Annotated in this window: 19 protein-coding genes; 11 read left to right on the forward strand and 8 right to left on the reverse strand. The window is 48.3% G+C overall.

Annotated features, from left to right (window positions below; translation table 11 throughout):
* Positions 1–145: 145 nt before the first annotated feature.
* The gene (mfd, locus tag AC4BAP_RS02760) at positions 146–3520 is read right to left on the reverse strand and encodes a transcription-repair coupling factor (protein WP_490581081.1); all 3375 of its coding nucleotides are present in this window, start codon (positions 3518–3520) and stop codon (positions 146–148) included.
* Between the two features lie 368 nt (positions 3521–3888).
* Here mfd and AC4BAP_RS02765 point away from each other — a divergent pair, with 368 nt between their 5' ends.
* Positions 3889–4356: a hypothetical protein gene (locus tag AC4BAP_RS02765; RefSeq protein ID WP_490581082.1), complete on the forward strand. Its 468-nt coding sequence runs from the start codon at positions 3889–3891 to the stop codon at positions 4354–4356.
* A gap of 188 nt (positions 4357–4544) precedes the next feature.
* Here the strand turns inward: AC4BAP_RS02765 and AC4BAP_RS02770 are convergent, their stop codons facing one another.
* On the reverse strand, positions 4545–5090 hold the full coding sequence (locus AC4BAP_RS02770; protein ID WP_490581083.1) for an REP-associated tyrosine transposase: 546 nt from the start codon (positions 5088–5090) through the stop codon (positions 4545–4547).
* Positions 5091–5353: 263 nt separating this feature from the next.
* Between AC4BAP_RS02770 and AC4BAP_RS02775 the strand changes: the two genes are divergently transcribed.
* The 3 genes from AC4BAP_RS02775 (at position 5354) to AC4BAP_RS02785 (ending at position 6424) form a co-directional block, all read left to right on the forward strand.
* Positions 5354–5545 carry a cold-shock protein gene (locus AC4BAP_RS02775; RefSeq protein WP_490581084.1) on the forward strand — a complete coding sequence of 64 codons (192 nt, stop codon included), beginning with the start codon at positions 5354–5356 and terminating at the stop codon, positions 5543–5545.
* Between the two features lie 134 nt (positions 5546–5679).
* The gene (locus AC4BAP_RS02780) at positions 5680–5907 is read left to right on the forward strand and encodes a hypothetical protein (RefSeq protein WP_490581085.1); all 228 of its coding nucleotides are present in this window, start codon (positions 5680–5682) and stop codon (positions 5905–5907) included.
* A 61-nt stretch (positions 5908–5968) separates the two neighbouring features.
* Positions 5969–6424 carry a cold-shock protein gene (locus tag AC4BAP_RS02785; protein WP_490581086.1) on the forward strand — a complete coding sequence of 152 codons (456 nt, stop codon included), beginning with the start codon at positions 5969–5971 and terminating at the stop codon, positions 6422–6424.
* 359 nt (positions 6425–6783) lie between these two features.
* Here the strand turns inward: AC4BAP_RS02785 and AC4BAP_RS02790 are convergent, their stop codons facing one another.
* The 3 genes from AC4BAP_RS02790 to AC4BAP_RS02800 all read right to left on the reverse strand — a co-directional run bounded on the left by AC4BAP_RS02790 (position 6784) and on the right by AC4BAP_RS02800 (position 9697).
* Positions 6784–7857, reverse strand: a complete 1074-nt coding sequence (locus AC4BAP_RS02790) for a J domain-containing protein (RefSeq protein WP_490581087.1) — start codon at positions 7855–7857, stop codon at positions 6784–6786.
* 94 nt (positions 7858–7951) lie between these two features.
* A complete protein-coding gene (locus AC4BAP_RS02795; protein WP_490581088.1) occupies positions 7952–8884 on the reverse strand; it encodes a glutamate--tRNA ligase family protein in 933 nt (310 codons plus the stop codon).
* 153 nt (positions 8885–9037) lie between these two features.
* The gene (locus AC4BAP_RS02800) at positions 9038–9697 is read right to left on the reverse strand and encodes an SHOCT domain-containing protein (RefSeq protein ID WP_490581089.1); all 660 of its coding nucleotides are present in this window, start codon (positions 9695–9697) and stop codon (positions 9038–9040) included.
* 281 nt (positions 9698–9978) lie between these two features.
* On the opposite strand from AC4BAP_RS02800, the gene AC4BAP_RS02805 reads away from it, so the two are divergent.
* Complete coding sequence (locus tag AC4BAP_RS02805; protein ID WP_490581090.1) at positions 9979–10431, forward strand: YybH family protein; 453 nt, start codon at positions 9979–9981, stop codon at positions 10429–10431.
* Positions 10432–10453: 22 nt separating this feature from the next.
* Here the strand turns inward: AC4BAP_RS02805 and AC4BAP_RS02810 are convergent, their stop codons facing one another.
* Entirely contained in the window at positions 10454–11791 is a 1338-nt protein-coding gene (locus AC4BAP_RS02810; RefSeq protein ID WP_490581091.1) for a mechanosensitive ion channel family protein, read from the reverse strand.
* A gap of 124 nt (positions 11792–11915) precedes the next feature.
* Here AC4BAP_RS02810 and AC4BAP_RS02815 point away from each other — a divergent pair, with 124 nt between their 5' ends.
* The 6 genes from AC4BAP_RS02815 to AC4BAP_RS02840 all read left to right on the forward strand — a co-directional run bounded on the left by AC4BAP_RS02815 (position 11916) and on the right by AC4BAP_RS02840 (position 16606).
* Complete coding sequence (locus AC4BAP_RS02815; RefSeq protein ID WP_490581092.1) at positions 11916–12542, forward strand: hypothetical protein; 627 nt, start codon at positions 11916–11918, stop codon at positions 12540–12542.
* A 69-nt stretch (positions 12543–12611) separates the two neighbouring features.
* A complete protein-coding gene (locus AC4BAP_RS02820; RefSeq protein ID WP_490581093.1) occupies positions 12612–13580 on the forward strand; it encodes a DUF2157 domain-containing protein in 969 nt (322 codons plus the stop codon).
* Positions 13567–14649, forward strand: coding sequence for a DUF4401 domain-containing protein (locus tag AC4BAP_RS02825; protein WP_490581094.1), 1083 nt, complete (start codon positions 13567–13569; stop codon positions 14647–14649). Before AC4BAP_RS02820 ends, AC4BAP_RS02825 begins: the two co-directional genes overlap by 14 nt.
* Complete coding sequence (locus AC4BAP_RS02830) at positions 14639–15151, forward strand: GDYXXLXY domain-containing protein (protein WP_490581095.1); 513 nt, start codon at positions 14639–14641, stop codon at positions 15149–15151. The genes AC4BAP_RS02825 and AC4BAP_RS02830 overlap by 11 nt, the downstream gene beginning before the upstream one ends.
* Before the next feature lie 31 nt (positions 15152–15182).
* On the forward strand, positions 15183–15668 hold the full coding sequence (locus AC4BAP_RS02835) for a hypothetical protein (protein ID WP_490581096.1): 486 nt from the start codon (positions 15183–15185) through the stop codon (positions 15666–15668).
* A 23-nt stretch (positions 15669–15691) separates the two neighbouring features.
* On the forward strand, positions 15692–16606 hold the full coding sequence (locus AC4BAP_RS02840) for an NAD-dependent epimerase/dehydratase family protein (protein WP_490581097.1): 915 nt from the start codon (positions 15692–15694) through the stop codon (positions 16604–16606).
* Between the two features lie 6 nt (positions 16607–16612).
* Here the strand turns inward: AC4BAP_RS02840 and AC4BAP_RS02845 are convergent, their stop codons facing one another.
* Both AC4BAP_RS02845 and AC4BAP_RS02850 read right to left on the reverse strand, forming a co-directional pair.
* Positions 16613–17188: a YfiT family bacillithiol transferase gene (locus AC4BAP_RS02845; RefSeq protein ID WP_490581098.1), complete on the reverse strand. Its 576-nt coding sequence runs from the start codon at positions 17186–17188 to the stop codon at positions 16613–16615.
* A 533-nt stretch (positions 17189–17721) separates the two neighbouring features.
* Positions 17722–18351, reverse strand: a complete 630-nt coding sequence (locus tag AC4BAP_RS02850) for a hypothetical protein (protein WP_490581099.1) — start codon at positions 18349–18351, stop codon at positions 17722–17724.
* Positions 18352–18422: the final 71 nt, after the last annotated feature.

Raw genomic sequence — 18422 nt, forward strand, 5'->3', positions numbered from 1 at the left:
AAGTAATAAAAAAAATCAACATGATTCTGGAATAGGTGAAAATAAAGTTTTAACAACATTGCAAGTTGTACAGGCCAGGTATACTTTTTAAACAAGAAGAGGGCACATGGTTTATGTGCCCTCTGTGGTTTTTATGAAATTGCCTCTAGCTTACTGAAGCGATCTCACGTACTCCGAATCCTTCAAACACGTTTTTCGCGTCGGCTATACTTTGAATGTCTTCCACGATCACGATAAGTTTTTGTTTGGCCTCTTTAAGCCGTGAGCGGCGCGGGTGCTGCTGCACGTACTTTAGTATGTTGCCGAACGTATCGGACTGGAAATACTTGTCGTTGTTCTCGCTTGGCAGGTAGCCTTTCATGGTTTCCTTCTTGATGGTGAGCTTCTCGAAGCCAAGCTGCTGCGCCTGCCACCTTAGCTTCACAATCTCCACAAGCTGTTGTACCTGCTCCGGCATCGGACCAAAACGGTCTATTATACTTGCTGTAAGCTTATCAAGCTCTTGCAGGTCTTTGGTGCTGTCGAGTTTGCTGTACAGGTTCAGGCGCTCCGAAATATTGCTCACGTAACTTTCCGGAATCAGCACTTCCATGTCCGTTTCTATGTTACAGTCGCGCACCGGCTCTATAAACTCTGCCAGGTTATCGCCAAGGAACAATTCCCTGAACTCAGTTTCTTTCAGTTCTTTGATGGCATCGTCGAGTACCTGGTGGTACATCTCGAAACCAAGGTCTGTGATAAAGCCGCTCTGCTCACCGCCCAGCAAGTTACCGGCCCCACGTATATCCAGGTCGCGCATGGCGATCTTGAAGCCCTCGCCCAGGTCGGAGAATTCTTCCAGAGTGCTGAGGCGCTTACGTGCATCGCTTGGTAGGCCAGCCACAGGTGGTGTAAGCAGGTAACAATAGGCTTTTTTGTTTGATCTACCCACGCGGCCCCGCATCTGGTGCAGGTCTGATAAACCAAACATGTGCGCGCGGTTGATGATGATGGTGTTGGCGTTTTCAATATCCAGGCCCGACTCGATAATGTTAGTGGATACCAGCACATCATACTCGCCGTTCACGAACTTCATCATGCGTTTCTCCAGCGTTTCAGGGTCCATCTGGCCGTGGGCGTAGGTTACTTTGGCATCCGGTACCTGGCGCAGGATCATGTCGGCCATCTCCTCAATATCCTTGATGCGGTTATGCACGAAGAACACCTGCCCGCCGCGTTTCATCTCATTTACCACGGCATCACGAATCAGCCCCTCATCAAACACATGCAGCTCTGTTTTTACCGGTTGGCGGTTTGGCGGGGGAGTGGCAATTACGCTCAGGTCGCGGGCACCCATCAAAGAGAAATGTAGCGTACGCGGAATTGGCGTGGCCGTCAGCGTAAGGGTATCCACGTTCACACGCATCTCCTTCAGTTTGTCCTTGGTCTTTACCCCAAATTTCTGTTCTTCATCTATGATCAAAAGGCCCAGGTCTTTAAACTTCACGTCCTTACTCACGATGCGGTGCGTACCGATAAGTATGTCTACCTTGCCTTCGGCTACACGCTTTAGTGTTTCCTTTGTGTCCTTGGCAGTTTTAAAGCGGTTGATATAGTCTACGGTAACCGGAAACTGTTCCAGCCTGTCACGGAACGTGCGGAAGTGCTGCATGGCAAGTATGGTAGTAGGCACAAGTATGGCTACCTGCTTCCCATCGCAGGCCGCTTTAAAGGCAGCGCGTATGGCTACCTCGGTTTTACCGAATCCCACGTCGCCGCACACCAGGCGGTCCATCGGGTGCGGCTGCTCCATGTCGGCCTTCACATCTTCCGTAGATTTTGCCTGGTCCGGAGTATCTTCATATATAAACGACGATTCAAGCTCCGCCTGTAAAAACCCGTCTTTGGAGTATGCATAACCCGGGGCAGCCTTGCGTTTGGCATATAAGCTGATAAGCTCGTGGGCGATATCCTTAACCTTACTCTTAACCTTCTTCTTCTTGTTCTCCCACTCCGGTGAGCCTAGCTTACTCATACTTGGCGGACCACCTTCCTTGCCGCTATACTTGTTGATTTTGTGCAGCGAGTGAATGCTGACATACAGCAAATCGTCGTCGCGGTACACTAGTCGGATGGCCTCTTGCAAACGGCCGCCCACTTCTACTTTCTCCAGTCCGGCAAAACGGCCGATGCCATAATCTACGTGTGTGATGTAATCGCCGGGCTGCAGCGAACGCAGTTCTTTCAACGTCATGGCCTTGGTTTTGGAATGCCCTTCCTTGGCCTTGTGCTGGTAGAACCTGTCGAACAGCTGGTGGTCGGTGTAGCAGGTTATTTTAAGTGTCTGGTCGATGAAGCCCTCGCGCAGCGAAACCGGCAAATGCTGGAATCGCACGTCGTGGTCCAGCTCATCGAAAATAGTGGTGAGGCGGTTGATCTGGCGCGGCGAGTCTGTGGCAATTACATTCACGAAGTTGGCATTCTGCTGCTCGTGCAGGTTTTTTACCAGCCTGTTAAAATCCTTGTTGAATGATGGCTGCGGCTTGGCCTGCAGCTGGATAACCTCGGCTGTTTTAAAGTGGAAGCGCTTGCCGATCTCCACCACATTAAAGTTGTCGAGTAGCTTCTTGAACTGCTTCTGCGTCTGGAACAGCTGCTCCGGGTCTGATACGATCTGGGTACCTCCGCTGCCAGCCATCAGCTTCTCGAAACGATGCGAAGCCTTATCGAAATACTCCTCAATCACATCCAGCGTCAGGCGCACATCCTTAAACCAGATGTTGGTGTTTTTAGGCAGGAAGTCCAGGAACGCCTCGCGTGTTTCCTGCAGCAGCTTGGTCTGTACGTTCGGGATGATAGAGATAGCTTTTTTTGTCTCCACGCTTAGCTGCGTGTCGGGGTCGAAGGTTCTTATACTTTCAATCTCATTGCCAAACAACTCGATGCGGTAAGGCAGGTCGTTGGCATAAGAGAAAACATCCACGATACCGCCACGCACAGCATACTGACCGGCCTCATACACAAACTCAGTGCGCTCAAAGCCATACTCTGCCAGCATCTCGCTCAGGAAGTTCACGTCCAGCTTGGCACCTACTTTAGCCCCCAAGGTATTCTCCACCAGCGACTTTTTGTTGATCACCTTCTCCGTCAGCGCCTCCGGGTAGGTCACGATCAGTTCGCCTTTCTCAGCTTTGCTGTTAAGGCGGTTCAGCACCTCGGCCCTCATAAGTATGTTGGCGTTCTCGGTGTCGTCAAAACTATAAGGCCGCTTGTAGGATGTCGGGAACAGCAGGATCTCCTTCTCGTCTCCGAGTAGGTTCTTCAGGTCGGTATAAAAGTAGGCCGCCTCCTCTTTATCGTGCATCACAAAGAGTTGGTGCTGCGGATTCAATGTATAAACTGCCGAGGCCATCACGGCGTCCAGGCTACCTGCCATACCTTTCAGTTGCAGGCGGTGCGGTTCCTTGGCTTTCAGTCGTTCGGCAATGGTTTGCACCACGCCATCCAGGCGGTACAGTTCTAAAAAGTCAGTTACTTTCATTAGTTATAAGACACAAGTATCAAGACACAAGACGCAGGATTTTCTGCGGGTTAAATATGATACTCCTTCATTACAAAGATACTACAAGATAATGTCTTATCAGAACAGGATGAAAGGGGAGAAGGTTGCGCTTTTTATCTGAATCAGGATTTGCAGGATTATAGGATTGGAGGGATTAGGGAATACTTTGCCGCTCTTTCGGATTTGCAATCCGAAAGAGCGAAAGTAGGTTACATAGATACAGGCTTTAGAAAACAGAATGGAGGAGCAGAAGGATGCGGGAGAAGAGATAACTATGGGTTAAAAAAATGGAATTATAATCTTGTAAAAGATTAACTTCAAGTTACAGATCTGAAAGTTTTCTTACCATGACTAATAATAAGCTTCGCTATGTAACAGAAAGGCCATCACTGGCTATAAAAATATGTGCCTGTCTAATGTTGTTAGGCGGAGTGCACGTAGGGTTAACTTATCCTGTTGTAAGTGTAATGTTTACAGTTCTGGGTCTGCTGCCATTTATCGTGCGCAAGTGTGTTGAATTCAAACTATATGAAGGTGTGTATAGTGAAGGATATTGCATTGCTGGTAAGATACTGGGTAAAGAAGAACCATACCCAGGAGTAGAGTTTTTATACCTTAATAAAAATAGACATACACATATCACTCACGGCGAGGTAGCTGAAATAACTTCTAGATATATATGTTTTGCTGGATATTTAAACCTATGTGATGGTACTAAAATTTTGGTAGTTCAAGAGAGAAAAAAGGAACAAGCATTGAAGCAATTAAGCATGATAGCTCAGGATTTCAAGTCTGAGATTAAAGATATGACTTAGCTTACAATCTGCGATATTCTGGCTCTTTCGGATTTGCAATCCGAAAGCACCTTCTGCGAGGGTTTGCAACCCGACCACTACATTACCTATAGCAAAGCAACTAAAAGTATAAAAGCGGATTACAAATCCTGATAGTATTTGTTTTCGGATTGCAAATCCGAAAAAGCCAACGTCTATTCCATCCGACTCTACTCCAGTAAAATTACATCTAGCAGTCCAGGCTGACCAGCGTAGTCCAGTGCCGAACTGTATAGGTGATGTTCTGGTTCGGCTACAATCTCAGCTGCTACAGGGTTTTGGTGAATATAATGCAGCTTCTGCTCAATCAAACTGTTGGTATGTAGTTCTTTGGCTTCGTTGCCATCCTGCCAGAATTTGAAATTCTTGGTTTTGATATCATTGGCCGCTGCGAAAGCAAAACGGTTGATTAGCCAGTCTTTGCGGCTTTCGTTTTCTTCCTGTATGGCCTTTATGATCGCTTTGCTGGAGAACTTCTTAAAATCACGAAGTATATCTGACAAGTTATGCCCATCTTTTGCTCTGGCTATGAGATGCAAGTGGTTGCTCATCAGGCACCAGGCATACAACTCCAGTCCTTTGTGCTGTTGGCAGTATTTTAGCGATTCTATGAGAATGTGCCTGTACACCGGGCGAGTAAATACATCAACCCAATCAACCACCGTTAGCGTCAGGAAGTATAAATAGCCAGTATGAATCTTGTTCTTTAACCCCATGCAACTGAATACGTGATTGGTGACGGATTATAGATTACAAATCTTGGTAGTATTCGTTTTCGGATAGCTAATACGAAAGAGCGGAGTAGGTGTAACTTTTTTATTCAAAAGCCTCAAATGGAGGAATTGAGGCAGTTAGGCTACTTTATTTTAGATTTTAGATAAATAAAATCGCATAATTGTAAATTTTTTATCGTACTTTGTAAGAAATAATGAACAAATACACCGCTGTGAATGTAGTAGGTGTATAATAACAACAAAAAATGAATAGAGGAACAGTAAAATTCTTTAATGACTCGAAAGGTTTCGGGTTTATCAAAGAGGAAAATTCAAATCAGGAGTATTTTGTACATGTGTCTGGTTTAATTGATGAAGTCAGAGAAAATGACGAAGTAACTTTTGACCTGCAGGAAGGAAGAAAAGGACTAAACGCTGTAAATGTTAAGCGTGCTTAGTTTTAGGATACTACGTTAATAAAAAAGCCTTACGACCAGTAAGGCTTTTTTATTTGCAGTCCTCGAAAGTTTAAGAAGTTTTACAAATACCAGACGGGTATAAAATCGGGTTAAGGAGCCCGGGTAAAGACAAGATGAACAGAAAATATTTAGTAGATACCACTACACGTGAGTACCTGTGTGTGGCAATACAAAAAGGACGCGATTGGGAGCCTAATAACCAGGATTCGCTGCAAAGCTTTATAGACTCGCGTGAAAATACGCAGCAGGCCGACTACGAGCTTTTAACAGGCGAGTATAACGACAATACGTTCTTTGAAAAGTGGATCCGCAACGGTACAAACTTCGTGTTCAAGTACTAAGCTTGCCAGGCAAGAGAAAATGCAAATTCATTAAAAATTATTAACCACGTTAACGCTTTATATGGGCAGATCACAAGAGACATTTAGTAAGAAAGAAAAAGAGAAGAAAAAAATGCAGAAGCGCAAGGATAAGCTGCATAAAAAAGAAGAGCGCAAAGCCAACTCTAACAAAGGCAAGGATATAGAAGAAATGCTGGCCTATGTTGATGATAACGGCAACATTACTTCTACGCCGCCAGATCCGAAAAAGAAGAAGGTGGTTAAAGTAGAGGAGATACAGATAGGCATACCAAAGCAGGAAGCATTAACGCAGGCAGATCTGATCAGAAACGGCACTGTTACTTTATTTAACGATTCGAAGGGCTACGGCTTTATTAAAGACCAGGAAACGCAAGAGTCTATTTTTGTACATATTAACGGTCTGGTAGATAAGATTAAAGAAGGCAATAAAGTAACCTTTGAAGTTGAGAAAGGCCTTAAAGGTTTAAATGCCGTAAATGTAAAACTGGCAAGTTAGTCCAGAAGTCTTTCTGGGTTACCATTATGAAGTATACTTTCGGGAAGGCATACTTCAGATGCTTTTGCTGTGGTGCTGTTACTTGTTTTCAGAATTATACCGATCTATACTTCTTCAACATAGTACTGCTGATACCCGCATCAGCAGGTTTTTTTAGTATCTTCTCATGCCTCAAGTTTAGCAACAGCGTAACTTGTGGCATGCTATGATGCTAGTCCGCAAAAAAGCATGCCATCAGGCTGAAGCAATTGATGGCGTCAAGTTGAAATCTTGTCAATCCAAAGATTCTTCAAATCCCGATTCAGGAAAATAAACCTGCTTTTGCAAATTCTTAGCAACTATAATCTTATACTTCCTTACTACAATTCTTTCAGCAGCTGCCTGATCTCTTGTGGGTCCTGCAGGTTGCGGAGGTCGCGGGTTAGCTGCTGGAGCTCTGCATTCAGGTCTTCTTTGGCATACTTAAATTTCTGGTCCATTTGTTTTGGGGTGCCTCCAAACTGGTGGAGCAGCTGCGCTTCGGGGGTGAACCGGAAATCATCGAGCTCATACTGTAACTCCCGTATCTGGTCAGAGAGTATTTTGATGTAATACTTTAGCTGCTCATCGGGTAGTTTGTTAAGTACCTGACTCTGCTCCTGCGTAAACTCCATTTGCAGGCGCAGCAACTCAAAAAAGTCGTCGTGGTGGTAGGCCTGGGTAACGCGCTTCATGGCCTCTTCTTTCCAGATGCGTACTTCGGGGTCCTGTTCCGCGTCGGGGTGCAGCAGCTTGGCCAGTTCGGTATACACACGGCGGCTGGCTTTGCTTATGTTCTGGAGCTCTGCCTTCGCTTTTTCCTCTTTGGCTAACTGGGCCTTGGTCTTCCGGTTTCTCTGGCGGCTCTGCTTTTCCTGCTCCCGCTGCTCCATCTCCCGGTCCAACTGGGCCTGTATGCTGTCAAAGTCATCCAGGTCACCTACTTGTACATCAACACCAAACACATCACTGATCAGCTGCTCTGCGATGAACCTGGCATCCTCTTCTTCTTCGGCAATTGTTTCTTCGAACGAAAGGTCGGAGTATTTGTCGTGTATCTCCAGCATGTCTTCGCGGCCATACTTGCCTACCAGGTCAAAGGCGATGTCTGCTATCAGGTAGGCCAGTTTTTCTTTTTCCCGCTTCCGGAAAAAAGCCAGAGGGTACGCTTCGTCGAGCAGTTTTACCAGCTCCACGCGCTTTTCAATTATATTGCTTATGATGGGCTTCAGCTCTTTTTCGATGCGTTTATGGGCCAGGTTTATACTTTCCTGCCTTGCGCTTATGTCCTGCTTCAGCTTTTCTATCTGCTTTACCTTTTTATTGAACTGCTGCTGTAGCTTGCTTAACTGATTTTTATCAGTAACAGCTATCTGCGGAGTGAGCGATGAGGCTGGTGCTTTGGACTGTGTCATAGTTTCTATTTACGAATTGATGTGCAGCTAAACAAACATAGTATAAGCAGACGGATAACCAGGTGAAAAGATATGTGCTTACTATACTTTAGTGCTATACCCGCATGCCGTGCCTGGGTATGTCTTCTATCCGGAACGCTTGCAGAAAACATTGGGCATCAGTTATTCCGTTGGCGTCATGGCCAAGCAAACGCGCTATTTTCTGCCAGAGTTCAGTAGCGCTAAGGCCAGCCTTCCGCATTTCCGTAACAGACAGCGCATCATCTGATTTTGATAGCTTGTTGCCCTCACCGGTAAGTATGATGGGATGATGTATAAACTTTGCCTGCAAAAAAGCATTGGCACCTGTTTGCTGTGCCAGAAAAAGCTGGGCCGCCGTCGAAAGCATCAGGTCTTCGCCGCGCACCACCAGGTTAATGCCCATTTCCACGTCATCGCAGAGCGAGGCAATCTGGTAGGCAGGCAGTCTGTCTTTGCGCCGCACTACAAAGTCTGGCATCTCCAGGTCCAGGGCTACCCTACAATTGCCCAGTAACTCATCTTGGAAGGTGACCAATGTATTCTCAGGGATGCAGATGCGCCAGGCGGTGTCCGGGGTGTCCAGGGCAAGCTGCTCGTTGCGGCAGGTAAGCGGGTACAGGCCTTCCGGGGATACAGCAGCAATCTCGGTGCGGGAGCAGGGGCAGGCATAGATCACCCCTTGTTTTACCAATTGCTCCAGAAAAGTATGGTACTGTGGCAGGCGTAGGTGCTGCGAATAGTGCTGCTCAAAATCGTCGGGGCTTTTGGGGCCTTCGTCGTAGTCAATGCCCATAAAGTCCAGCGTGTCGAAAATATCCTGCAGGTACTCCGGCCTGAACCGGGCATTGTCCAGGTCATCGATCCGAAGTATAACAGTGCCCTGCTGCTGCCTTGCCAGTGCCCAGGTTATCGCAAAAGACACCACATTGCCCAGGTGCAGGTAGCCGCTGGGAGTAGGGGCAATGCGGGTCTTTACTGTTGCCTTGTTCTGTGATAACTGTTGCACGCTGGTTCAGGGCTTATTGCGGACATGTTTATACTTCACCGAAAACAATATACTGATTTTAGCCGGTAGTAGCTGTACGTATGGTTGTAATTAAAAAAGAGGCCTATGTACTAGTACATAAGCCTCTTTACGGGGTTTTCTAATCTAAAAAAATTAAAGCGTTGCCAGGATCTTGTCTTTCTGAGCCTTGTAATCCTCCTCTGTGATGAGGCCGTTATCTTTCAGTTTTCCAATTTTATCTAACCGTGCCACATACGCGTCCATGGCAGAGGCGCCCTCCTGCTCAGGCATGAAACCCGACAGGCTTAACTGGTTGCTATTGGCTTTCCGGAGCTTAAACGCCAGAAAAGCGGTGCTGCCCAATAGCAGAAGTATAAAGATGAAGGACGAGTTCTTATAGCCGCTTTGGCTGGCGATATCGGACAGGCTATCGTTGTAAAGTTCTGTAGTGGCGGCCAGGTCAGACTCCAGTTCGCCGATCCGGGATTTGGCCGCGCTAAGTTGGTCCTGGGTTGCTTCGAGCTCCTGGCGCAAACCCTTCTGAGTGCTTGCGTGCTGGCTTCTGACTTCCTCGAGTATCTCGTTGTCTTTGCTGATGATCTGCTTTTGTACCCCGATGATGTTAGAAAGGTCTTCTTTCGATTTGCCGCCCCAAAAAGCATTGTTCTGGTCTTCAAAGTACTCCCATTCTTCATAAAGGCGATCACGCTCCTCCATAAGCCTTGATAGCCGTTGGGCTGAAGCAGAAAACGAGGTTAGCAGCAGAAAAAAGAATAGACAGGGCAGCGGTGTAGCGGTAAAGGTCGCTTTCATAGGTACTAGGTATTAAGTTGTTAGGTAAGATTTTGAGAAGCAAATATATAAAAAGGAGTTATATTTGAGGATAGGTGTATAGTTGAAATTTATACCTTTTGCGCATATTTATACTTTGAAGCTGTTTAGACTTTCGATTAAAAAGTACAAACCCGCCATTGCTGGGGTTTTTTACCAACAATTTAAAGGCGCTGGCTATTATACTTGCTGTTAAGAACAGGCAGCAAGGGCAGGCAGTGTAGATTTTAGCAAACTCTCAACAGGCTCTTTACCAGAAACTCATGAAAAAAACTGTCCTTTCTTTCTTAGGTGGTGTTATAGCCACTACTGCTTTAGTATCGGGCTGCACCAATGCAGCAGATCAGCAAGCCAAACCCGACTTTACTCAGGTAATCCCAACCCTGGAAAACATCACCGCCGACTGGAATAAAGGTGACCTGGATAAATTTGTGACTGTTTACGACAGTGCCGCAACCTTTATGCTGCCAACCGGACCGATAGGAGTAGAGCAGATGAAAACCTATTACCAGGAAGCCTTTACCGAAACGGGCACCCCAACATCCACGCTCCGCTTCGACAGCCTGGAGATGAAGCCGCTGGGCAACACCCATGCTTTGGTAACAGGCAAATACATTCTCACAAACCAGGATGCTACAGAGCAAAGCGGCCGTTATACCTTAGTGTTTGTGCACGAAGGTGGCCGCTGGAAAATCATGCATGATCACTCTAACTAACTGTTAGCGGACAGCTTGTAAGCTAAGAGGCGCTTCCGTTTTCTGTAAACTTTGCTTCCACCGGCACGCCATCCGGATCGATGAACTGCACCTGCTGCCTAGGGTAAACCGGAATGATCTTGTCGATGTATTCCGGCTTGTTTACTTCGAGGGTAACACGCAGGGTAAGCTCGCTTTTCCATTTGCGGCGTTCGCGGGCGCCTACCAGGTAGCGTATGGTCAGGTTGGTCCAGGAGTCGGAAAGGGAAACGAATACCTGTGGCTTTTCGGGGATGTTATAATCCAGGCCTGAGCGTTTTAGCAGCCGGGAGTAGTTGCGGACAGGTTCTGCCATGTAATTGCCCAGTAGCTCCTCGGATACCTTTTGCAGCACTTCCATAGAGAGCGGTATATCCGATTCGTTGGCAACGGCTATGGCCAGCTCATCCCAAACAAAAGGGAAATCGCCGGTAAGGTTGGTAATGGTACCTGTCAGCACTTCGTTATTCGGGAAGGTAACCAGGCGGCCAGTAGGTTGCTCTGCCTGCACAAAACCGGGCTGGTATGGGTCTCCTATTTCCCAGACGGTGGTGGTCAGGAAGTCGATGCGGTACACATCTCCGAACACGTCGCTTACCCTGATGCGGTCGCCTACACGGTAGTAGCCTTTAAAGGAATTCATGAGCCAGCCTGTAAAGCACTCGATCGGTGTTTGCAAGGACCACGACAGCGCCAGGCCTATCAGACCCAGAGAACCTACCAAAGCACGGATATCGCCGGCCACTACGCTTAAGGCCACGCCAATAGCCAGCAGCCATACCGCAATGGATGCCAGCGAAATAATGGCGCTGGACCGTTGCCACTTGCCCAGTGTGCGTTCAAGTATAAGCTTGATGCCCTTGATTACCAACCAGGCCAGCACCAGCGTAGCCAGCGCAATAAGTATCTTGGGCAGGTTATAGAAGAAACTGTCCCAGAGGCCCTGCAATGCACCAATGGCCTCGCCGGCAGCCTCTTTGCTGGAGGCAATGGCCGAGGTATCGGCAGCCACCTCAGTTATACTTTTATCGGTGGCGGTAGTGTCTCTAAGCCCAGTAGTTAGTGTCGTGTCGTTTTGTGCCAGGGTGGCTTCGCCGGGTGCGAACAGCAGCATGATAAAGCCCGTAACCGCCACCGCCAGAATGGAGGCCTGCCTGAAGTTTTTCAGCCTGTTCTCGGCGCCTTTTACGGCCCCGGCCCCGGATACCCTTCTTCGCTTAACCCTGCGCCGCATGGGTTGCCTGCGCTGGGTGGTGCGGCCTTGCTTAGAGTATCGGTTTGCGCTACGGTTCTGCTCGGTGGCTCTTGTTCTGGTTGTTCGGTTTCTCTTATATGATGGCATAAGGCCTGCGGTATTTAGAAGATATAAAGTTTTTACTACTTTAGGTGTAGCTATGTTGCTTCAGGATGTTTCTGCAGGGTCTTACCTGTGCATATATCAAAATACCTTAATGATTATTTCCAAAATGACCGTATTAGAAAACCTTGCCACCAGCCAGAACCGCCGCGACGAAGAGCCCAACAAGGAACTGGCCAGGCACATTGCCGGAACACACGATAGCGAAGCTGTGGCGGAACTGGTGCGGTTGCTACAGCACAAGGACAAGAACATCCAGAGCGATTGCATAAAGGTGCTGGATGAGGTCGGTTACATTACGCCTGAGCTTACCTCCCCATACTTGCCTGAGTTTATAAAACTGCTGCAAAGCAAAAACAACCGGATGGTATGGGGCGCTATGGCGGCTATAAACAGTATCACTAGTATAAACCTGCCTGGCATCTATGCCAACCTGCCTGCTATTTTAGATGCTGCTGCAAAAGGAAGCGTTATCACAAAAGACCATACGGTGCAGATACTGGTAAAGCTGGCTGCGCATGCAACTTACCAGAACGATGCCCTGATACTGTTGGTAGACCAGTTGAAAGACGCGCCTTTAAACCAGCTGCCCAGTTATGCCGAGCAAACTGCCACTGTTGTTACGCCAGCTTTCAAGTGTGAACTGATGCGTGTGTTGCAGCAAAGGCTTCCGGAAGTTGAGCAGGAAAGCAAGCGTAAACGACTGGAAAAGGTACTCCACAAGCTGCAGAAATAGGCACTGCGCATCAATCCATTGCTAATCTGGAGTGGCTTGTGTAACTTACTGTAGGCAAACCCTGAAACCATGAAGCAAAACCTAACGCGTGAGCTGATCTATACTATTGCGCGGCACAGCAACTGGCGCCCCGAAAGTATAGACGCCAGACTGCGCAGCGAAAAGCTCTACGCCACCCCGCGCGACTGGGCCAGTTTTACCCAGTTGTTTTTGCTGGGTACCGGGGCTAGCTTTACCCTTGCCGGCATCATCTTCTTTTTTGCCTACAACTGGGCCGACATGCACAAGTTTCTGAAGCTGGGCCTGATCGAGTTGTTGATCTTAGTTACGACCGGGGCAGCACTGTTCTGGAAAGGTAGCGAGACAATTAAATACACGCTGCTAACGGCAAGCGCCGTGCTGGTGGGAGTTTTGTTTGCTGTGTTCGGGCAGATCTACCAGACTGGGGCCAATGCCTTCGATTTTTTCTGGGGCTGGACCTACTGCGTCGTGCTGTGGGTGCTGGTGGCCAACTTTCAGCCACTGTGGTTTATTTTCCTTGCCCTGCTCAACACCACGTTTATACTTTACACCCAACAGGTAGCCACCCACTGGACCTTCAATTTTGTATGCGATGTGCTGTTTATACTTAACGCATCGGCAGTTATTATTTGGGAGTACCTGGCAGCCAAGGGCAAGGTAAAAATACAGCATAAGTGGTTTCCAAGGGTAGTGGGCCTGGCCGCGATAATCGCTATCACGGTAAGTATGATCACATTGCTGTTCTCCGACTTTAACGATGACTATGGCCTGTGCTACCTGCTCGGTTTGGGCATGTATGGCACGGGCGTTTGGTATGGCCTCAGAACCCGGGATCTGTTTTACCTGTCGGCTATTCCGTTTAGCGCCATTGCGGTGCTTACAGCCATGCTGGTGCGGCTGGGGGAGCATTTTATGGAGTTTATGCTGATGCTGGCCACGCTTTTTGTGATTGGCAGCATTACGATGCTGGCGCAATACCTGGTGAAACTTAACCGCGAGTGGCATGGAAAATACTGATAAAAACTACCTGGACACCCTGCTGCAAAGTATAGCGCAGGAGCAGGGCGAGGGCTTTACCTATGATCAGGAACTGATAGCGCAGGAGGAATTGCATGGTGAGTTCAAGGTGTCTGCGCTGGCCATTAAGATCCTGACTATCCTTGGTGGTTTGCTGGCATCTTCCACCTTTCTGGGCTTCTTTCTAGCTGCTGGCTTATACGATTCCCCGGCTGCGCTGAGCGTTCTGGGGGTAATGCTGCTGGCAGGCGCAGAGTGGCTGGTCCGGTACAAAGAGAATGCCTCGGCAGATGCGCTTGGGGTGTCGCTGAATATTGTAGGCTATATTTTGCTGCTGGCAGGCCTGAACCAACTGATCCAGAACGATTCGGTGGTGGCGGCTATACTTGCCTGTGTGGCTGTGCTGGTAATAGCTGTATCGGAGAGTGCTATTTGTGTATTCCTGTCGGTGCTGGTACTTAACGGGAGCCTCTTTGCTATTATCGTTGATAAAAGAGAACTGTATAACCTGGCGCATGGGCTTGTGATATTGCAGGCTATTATACTTACTTACATGAGCCTGCACGAGGCAAAGCTCATCGCAGCTTCCTCTAAACTTAACACCAGGTTCAATCCAGTTAGAATTGGCATTGCTTTGTCACTGGTATTTTCGCTGGGGATGTTCGTGCACCAGAAGATTCTTTCCACGCACATAGACTACCTTTGGATATCCGGCCTGTTCCAGATCGGGTGTGTGCTGTTGCTGTTGCACCGCGTACTGAAAGAGGTAGCCATTACCAATACCAAAACGCTGGTGGCATTTTATACTTGTTGCGCCCTGGTGCTGGCCCCAACCATACTTACGCCATCCATACCGGGTGCACTGCTGGTGCTGCTCACAAGCTTTTACATAGGCAATAAAACAGGCTTCTGGGTGGGCTTGCTGGCACTGGTATACTTTGTGATCATGTACTACTACGACCTGAACATGACGCTACTGGCAAAGTCGGGAGTACTGGTGGCAAGCGGGCTGCTATTTCTGGGCGGATTTATGTTGATAAGCAAATTTCTGAAGAGCTATGCTGACTAAAAGAGGATGGATTATACTTGCCAACCTGGTGCTGGTGCTGGCGCTGTTTAACTGGTCGGTGGTGCAGAAGGAGGAGATATTGAATGAAGGACAACTGGTATTGCTGGAACTGGCCCCCGTAGACCCGCGTTCCCTGATGCAGGGCGACTACATGCGCCTGAGCTACGCCATCAGCAGGCCCGAAGACGGTGAACTGTTACAGAAGCTGCCCCTTAAAGGCTATGCCGTTCTAAAACTGAACCAGGACAATGTTGCGGAACTGGTAAGGTTTCAGGAGGAGGAAAGCCCGCTTAACCCGCAGGAGCAGCTGCTAAAGTATAGCAAAGGCAGCTGGAGTATAAATCTGGGTGCAGAGTCATATTTTTTTGAGGAGGGGCAGGCAAAGGTGTTTGAGCAGGCAAAGTATGGCGGACTTAAAGTAGATGAAAAAGGCAATAGTATTTTAGTAGGTTTGTATGATGAAAGGCAGCAGCTGATAAAACCGGAACGCATAAAGGAGTAGCTTACCATATCAAAGCACAAAAGAAAACAAAATGACATCAAACCAATACAGCTACAACACCGGGAAATACTTCGGGACCGCTGCCCGGGTAATGGGCTGGATCACCTCCGTTTTCGGACTCTTAACCATACTGGATGGCTCCTATTCTGCCTGGCTGTTGCTGCCTGTTGGGGTGGTGGTACACTACGCGCACTATCGCACTGAATTTGACCTGAAGAACATGCTTTACCGCGAAGGGGTAGGGCTGGGTAAATTTGTTATCGGGAAGAAGCTGCCGCTCACAGGCTTTGACTTTCTTTTCCTGAAGCACAACCGGTACAGCCAAACCTTTGAGTCGAGGGCCTCGATGACCAGTATAAAACTGGAAAAGTATGATGGCTACCTAAAACTGGCAGACGGCGTAAAGCTGCACCTGCTGCAATATAAGGACAAGGAAAAAGCCATGGCAAAGATGCAGGCAATTGCCCGTGACCTGAACGTGGAGCTGCGCGACCTAACCAATATGAAGTACTACTAAAGCGTTCATCAAAACAAACATTCATGCAAACCATTTTAGGCGCGGGAGGCGCCATCGGAACCCCACTGGCCAAAGAACTTTCGGCTTACACAGACAAAATACGCTTGGTGAGCCGCAAACCGGAAAAAGTAAACCCCACCGACGAACTGTTTGCTGCTGACCTGCTTGATGCGGAGCAGGTAAAAAAGGCAGTAGCAGGCTCTGAGGTCGTATACCTGGTAGCGGGACTTGAATACAACACCAAAGTATGGCAAAAGCAGTGGCCGGCACTGATGCGAAACGTGCTGGATGCCTGCATCGCACACAAGGCAAAGCTGGTTTTCTTCGATAACATGTACATGTACGACCCGTCGCGCCTTCACCACATGACCGAAGAAACCCCGGTAAACCCCATCAGCAAAAAAGGAAAAGTACGGGCACACATCGCTGAAATGCTGCTGAATGAAGCTAAAGCCGGAAAGCTGGAAGCCTTGATTGCCCGTGCAGCCGATTTTATTGGGCCAACCAAAAACAGCCTGCTTTACTCGGCTGTGTACGAGAACATGAAAAACGGCAAAAAAGCCATGTGGTTTTGCAACGCCGATAAGCTACACACCTTTACCTACACGCCGGATGCCGCCAAAGCCACAGCCCTACTGGGAAACACACCGGATGCTTACAACCAGGTATGGCACCTGCCTACCAGCAATGCACAGCTAACAGCCAAAGACTGGGTAAGCCTGATTGCAAAAGCAATGAATAAAGAACCGAAGCTCACTGTGCTTCCTAAGTGGATGGTGCCTGTGTTGGGTCTGTTTATGCCGATCATGCGCGAGTTTAAGGAGATGCTGTACCAGTACGACCGTGACTATGTGTTCGACAGCAGCAAGTTTGAGGCACGCTTTGGCCTGACGCCTACTTCCCCGGAAGATGCGGTACGGGCAATCGTATCAGCTTGATAAACGCTACTCCAGGATATCCGAGCTTTGGGGTTCCTTAACCCAGCCTTTGCGGGTCATTAGCCCTGTGATGTGGGCAAGGTGGTGCTCTCCGTGCCAGGCGTAAAGCCCGATGTGTTGCCGGATGCTGCACTCGCCTGTTTCGGGGTGCATGAGTTTATACTCCAGTTGCTCCGGTGTAAGGCTTTTTAGCAGCACCACCCATCGCTGGTGCAATGCCTCCAACAGGTTCAGGGATATCTCGGGGTTGGTCAGTTTGCTGTCCGGAAGCTCGGCCCACTCGGCTTCATGGTATGTACGTATAGTTGGCACATCCTCGGTAAGGGCCAGTTTCTGCCGGATGTACCCGTTCATGTGGCTGTCCGGTATGTGGTGTATCACTTGCAGCACTGTCCAGCCTTCAGGCCGGTAAGGGGTATTTAGCTGCTCCGGGGTGAGGTCTTTTACAGCGTCCCGTAACTTGGCGGGCAACTGTGCTATGGCAAGTATGTGCTGCTCTACCAGGTGCTCATCGTTTGGGTAACTGGCCGGGTTATACTTGCCTATCGGGTATTTTAGCTTTTCTAATTCCTCTTCTGACATGGCGGGGGTGGATCAAATGAAACAGTGTACTGCAATTGTTTACGGGTTTCAGGCTGAAACGGGGCTGCGTGCCCAAATTAATTTGACCGGTAACTCAAGTTGCGATTTAATTCCTGCCGTGAGTTTTCAACCTTATCCTGTCCCATGACTTTTTAGATTTAACCCTATTTTCAAAATTGTCCCCTTGAGGGAAGGGGCGTTTCATTCTACTATTTTCTGGCGCGAATCTCCAGATTCGTGACTTACAAATAAGGTTGAGTCTCCGACTCAACTGGCCCAGAGGGCCAATAACACAGGTTAAGAGTATGGCTGCTTATGATCTAAGTATAGAAATTATTAGAATGAAACGACCCTGCCCTCAAGGAGACAATTCTTATACATGAAGGCCTAGTCCAGTAAATTTGTGAGATAAGACTAGGGTTTCAACTCATGGACAACCACGAGTTGAAAACTCGCGGGAGATTGATATTTTATACTTATGCTCTAATCGTAGCCTTAGCCAAGGAGGGAGTATTTATACCTGTATGTGATATTTACTCTACTTTTTCCACTGCCAGGTTCAGGGCATCGTTCAAAGTATAAACGATGGTGCGCTTACCGCCGGTAGGGCAGCAGTTCGGGTCGGTTTCAAGGTATACGGGGAAGGTGCGCACCAGCCTGTTGTTTGCGATCCGGTATTCGTCGTGGCCCATGTAGTCTTTTTGCAGTTCGGGAGTAAGCTCGGGCATGGTAAGTTCTCCCCAGTATTTACTCTCAAACTCGTAGCCGTATACTTTGCCATAGCTGCCACTGCCGCTGCCACTCACAAACACCAGCAGTTCCGGCCTTTTGTTGCTGTTCAGGTCTGTTACCACGCTGTTGGTCACCGTGCCCTCTATGGCCTCATCAATGCGCACAGGAGGTTGCTCGTCGCGCTCCACTACTATGGCCAGGCTGCGCTGCGAGCCGGTGCCTGTAGTAGTTACGGTAAAGAGCATGCCGCCTTCGTTCAGCTGCTTTTTGTAACTGATCTCGTTGGCACCCTCAGGCTGCGGCTGTTCTATTGTCTGGGCAGTGTCAGGGGTTTCCTGGGTAGCTCTTTCAGCGGACTCCTGCTCAGAACTACAGGATGTAAGGCAGGCAGCGCCGGTGAGCAAGGTCAAAAGTATAAATCGGTGTAGCATAGTAGGCACAAACAAGTATAAATTACTGTAACTAAGATGCACCTTTTCAGGCTAAAAGCAAAGCGGCAGGT

It is taken from the genome of Pontibacter sp. GD7, from assembly GCF_058216375.1.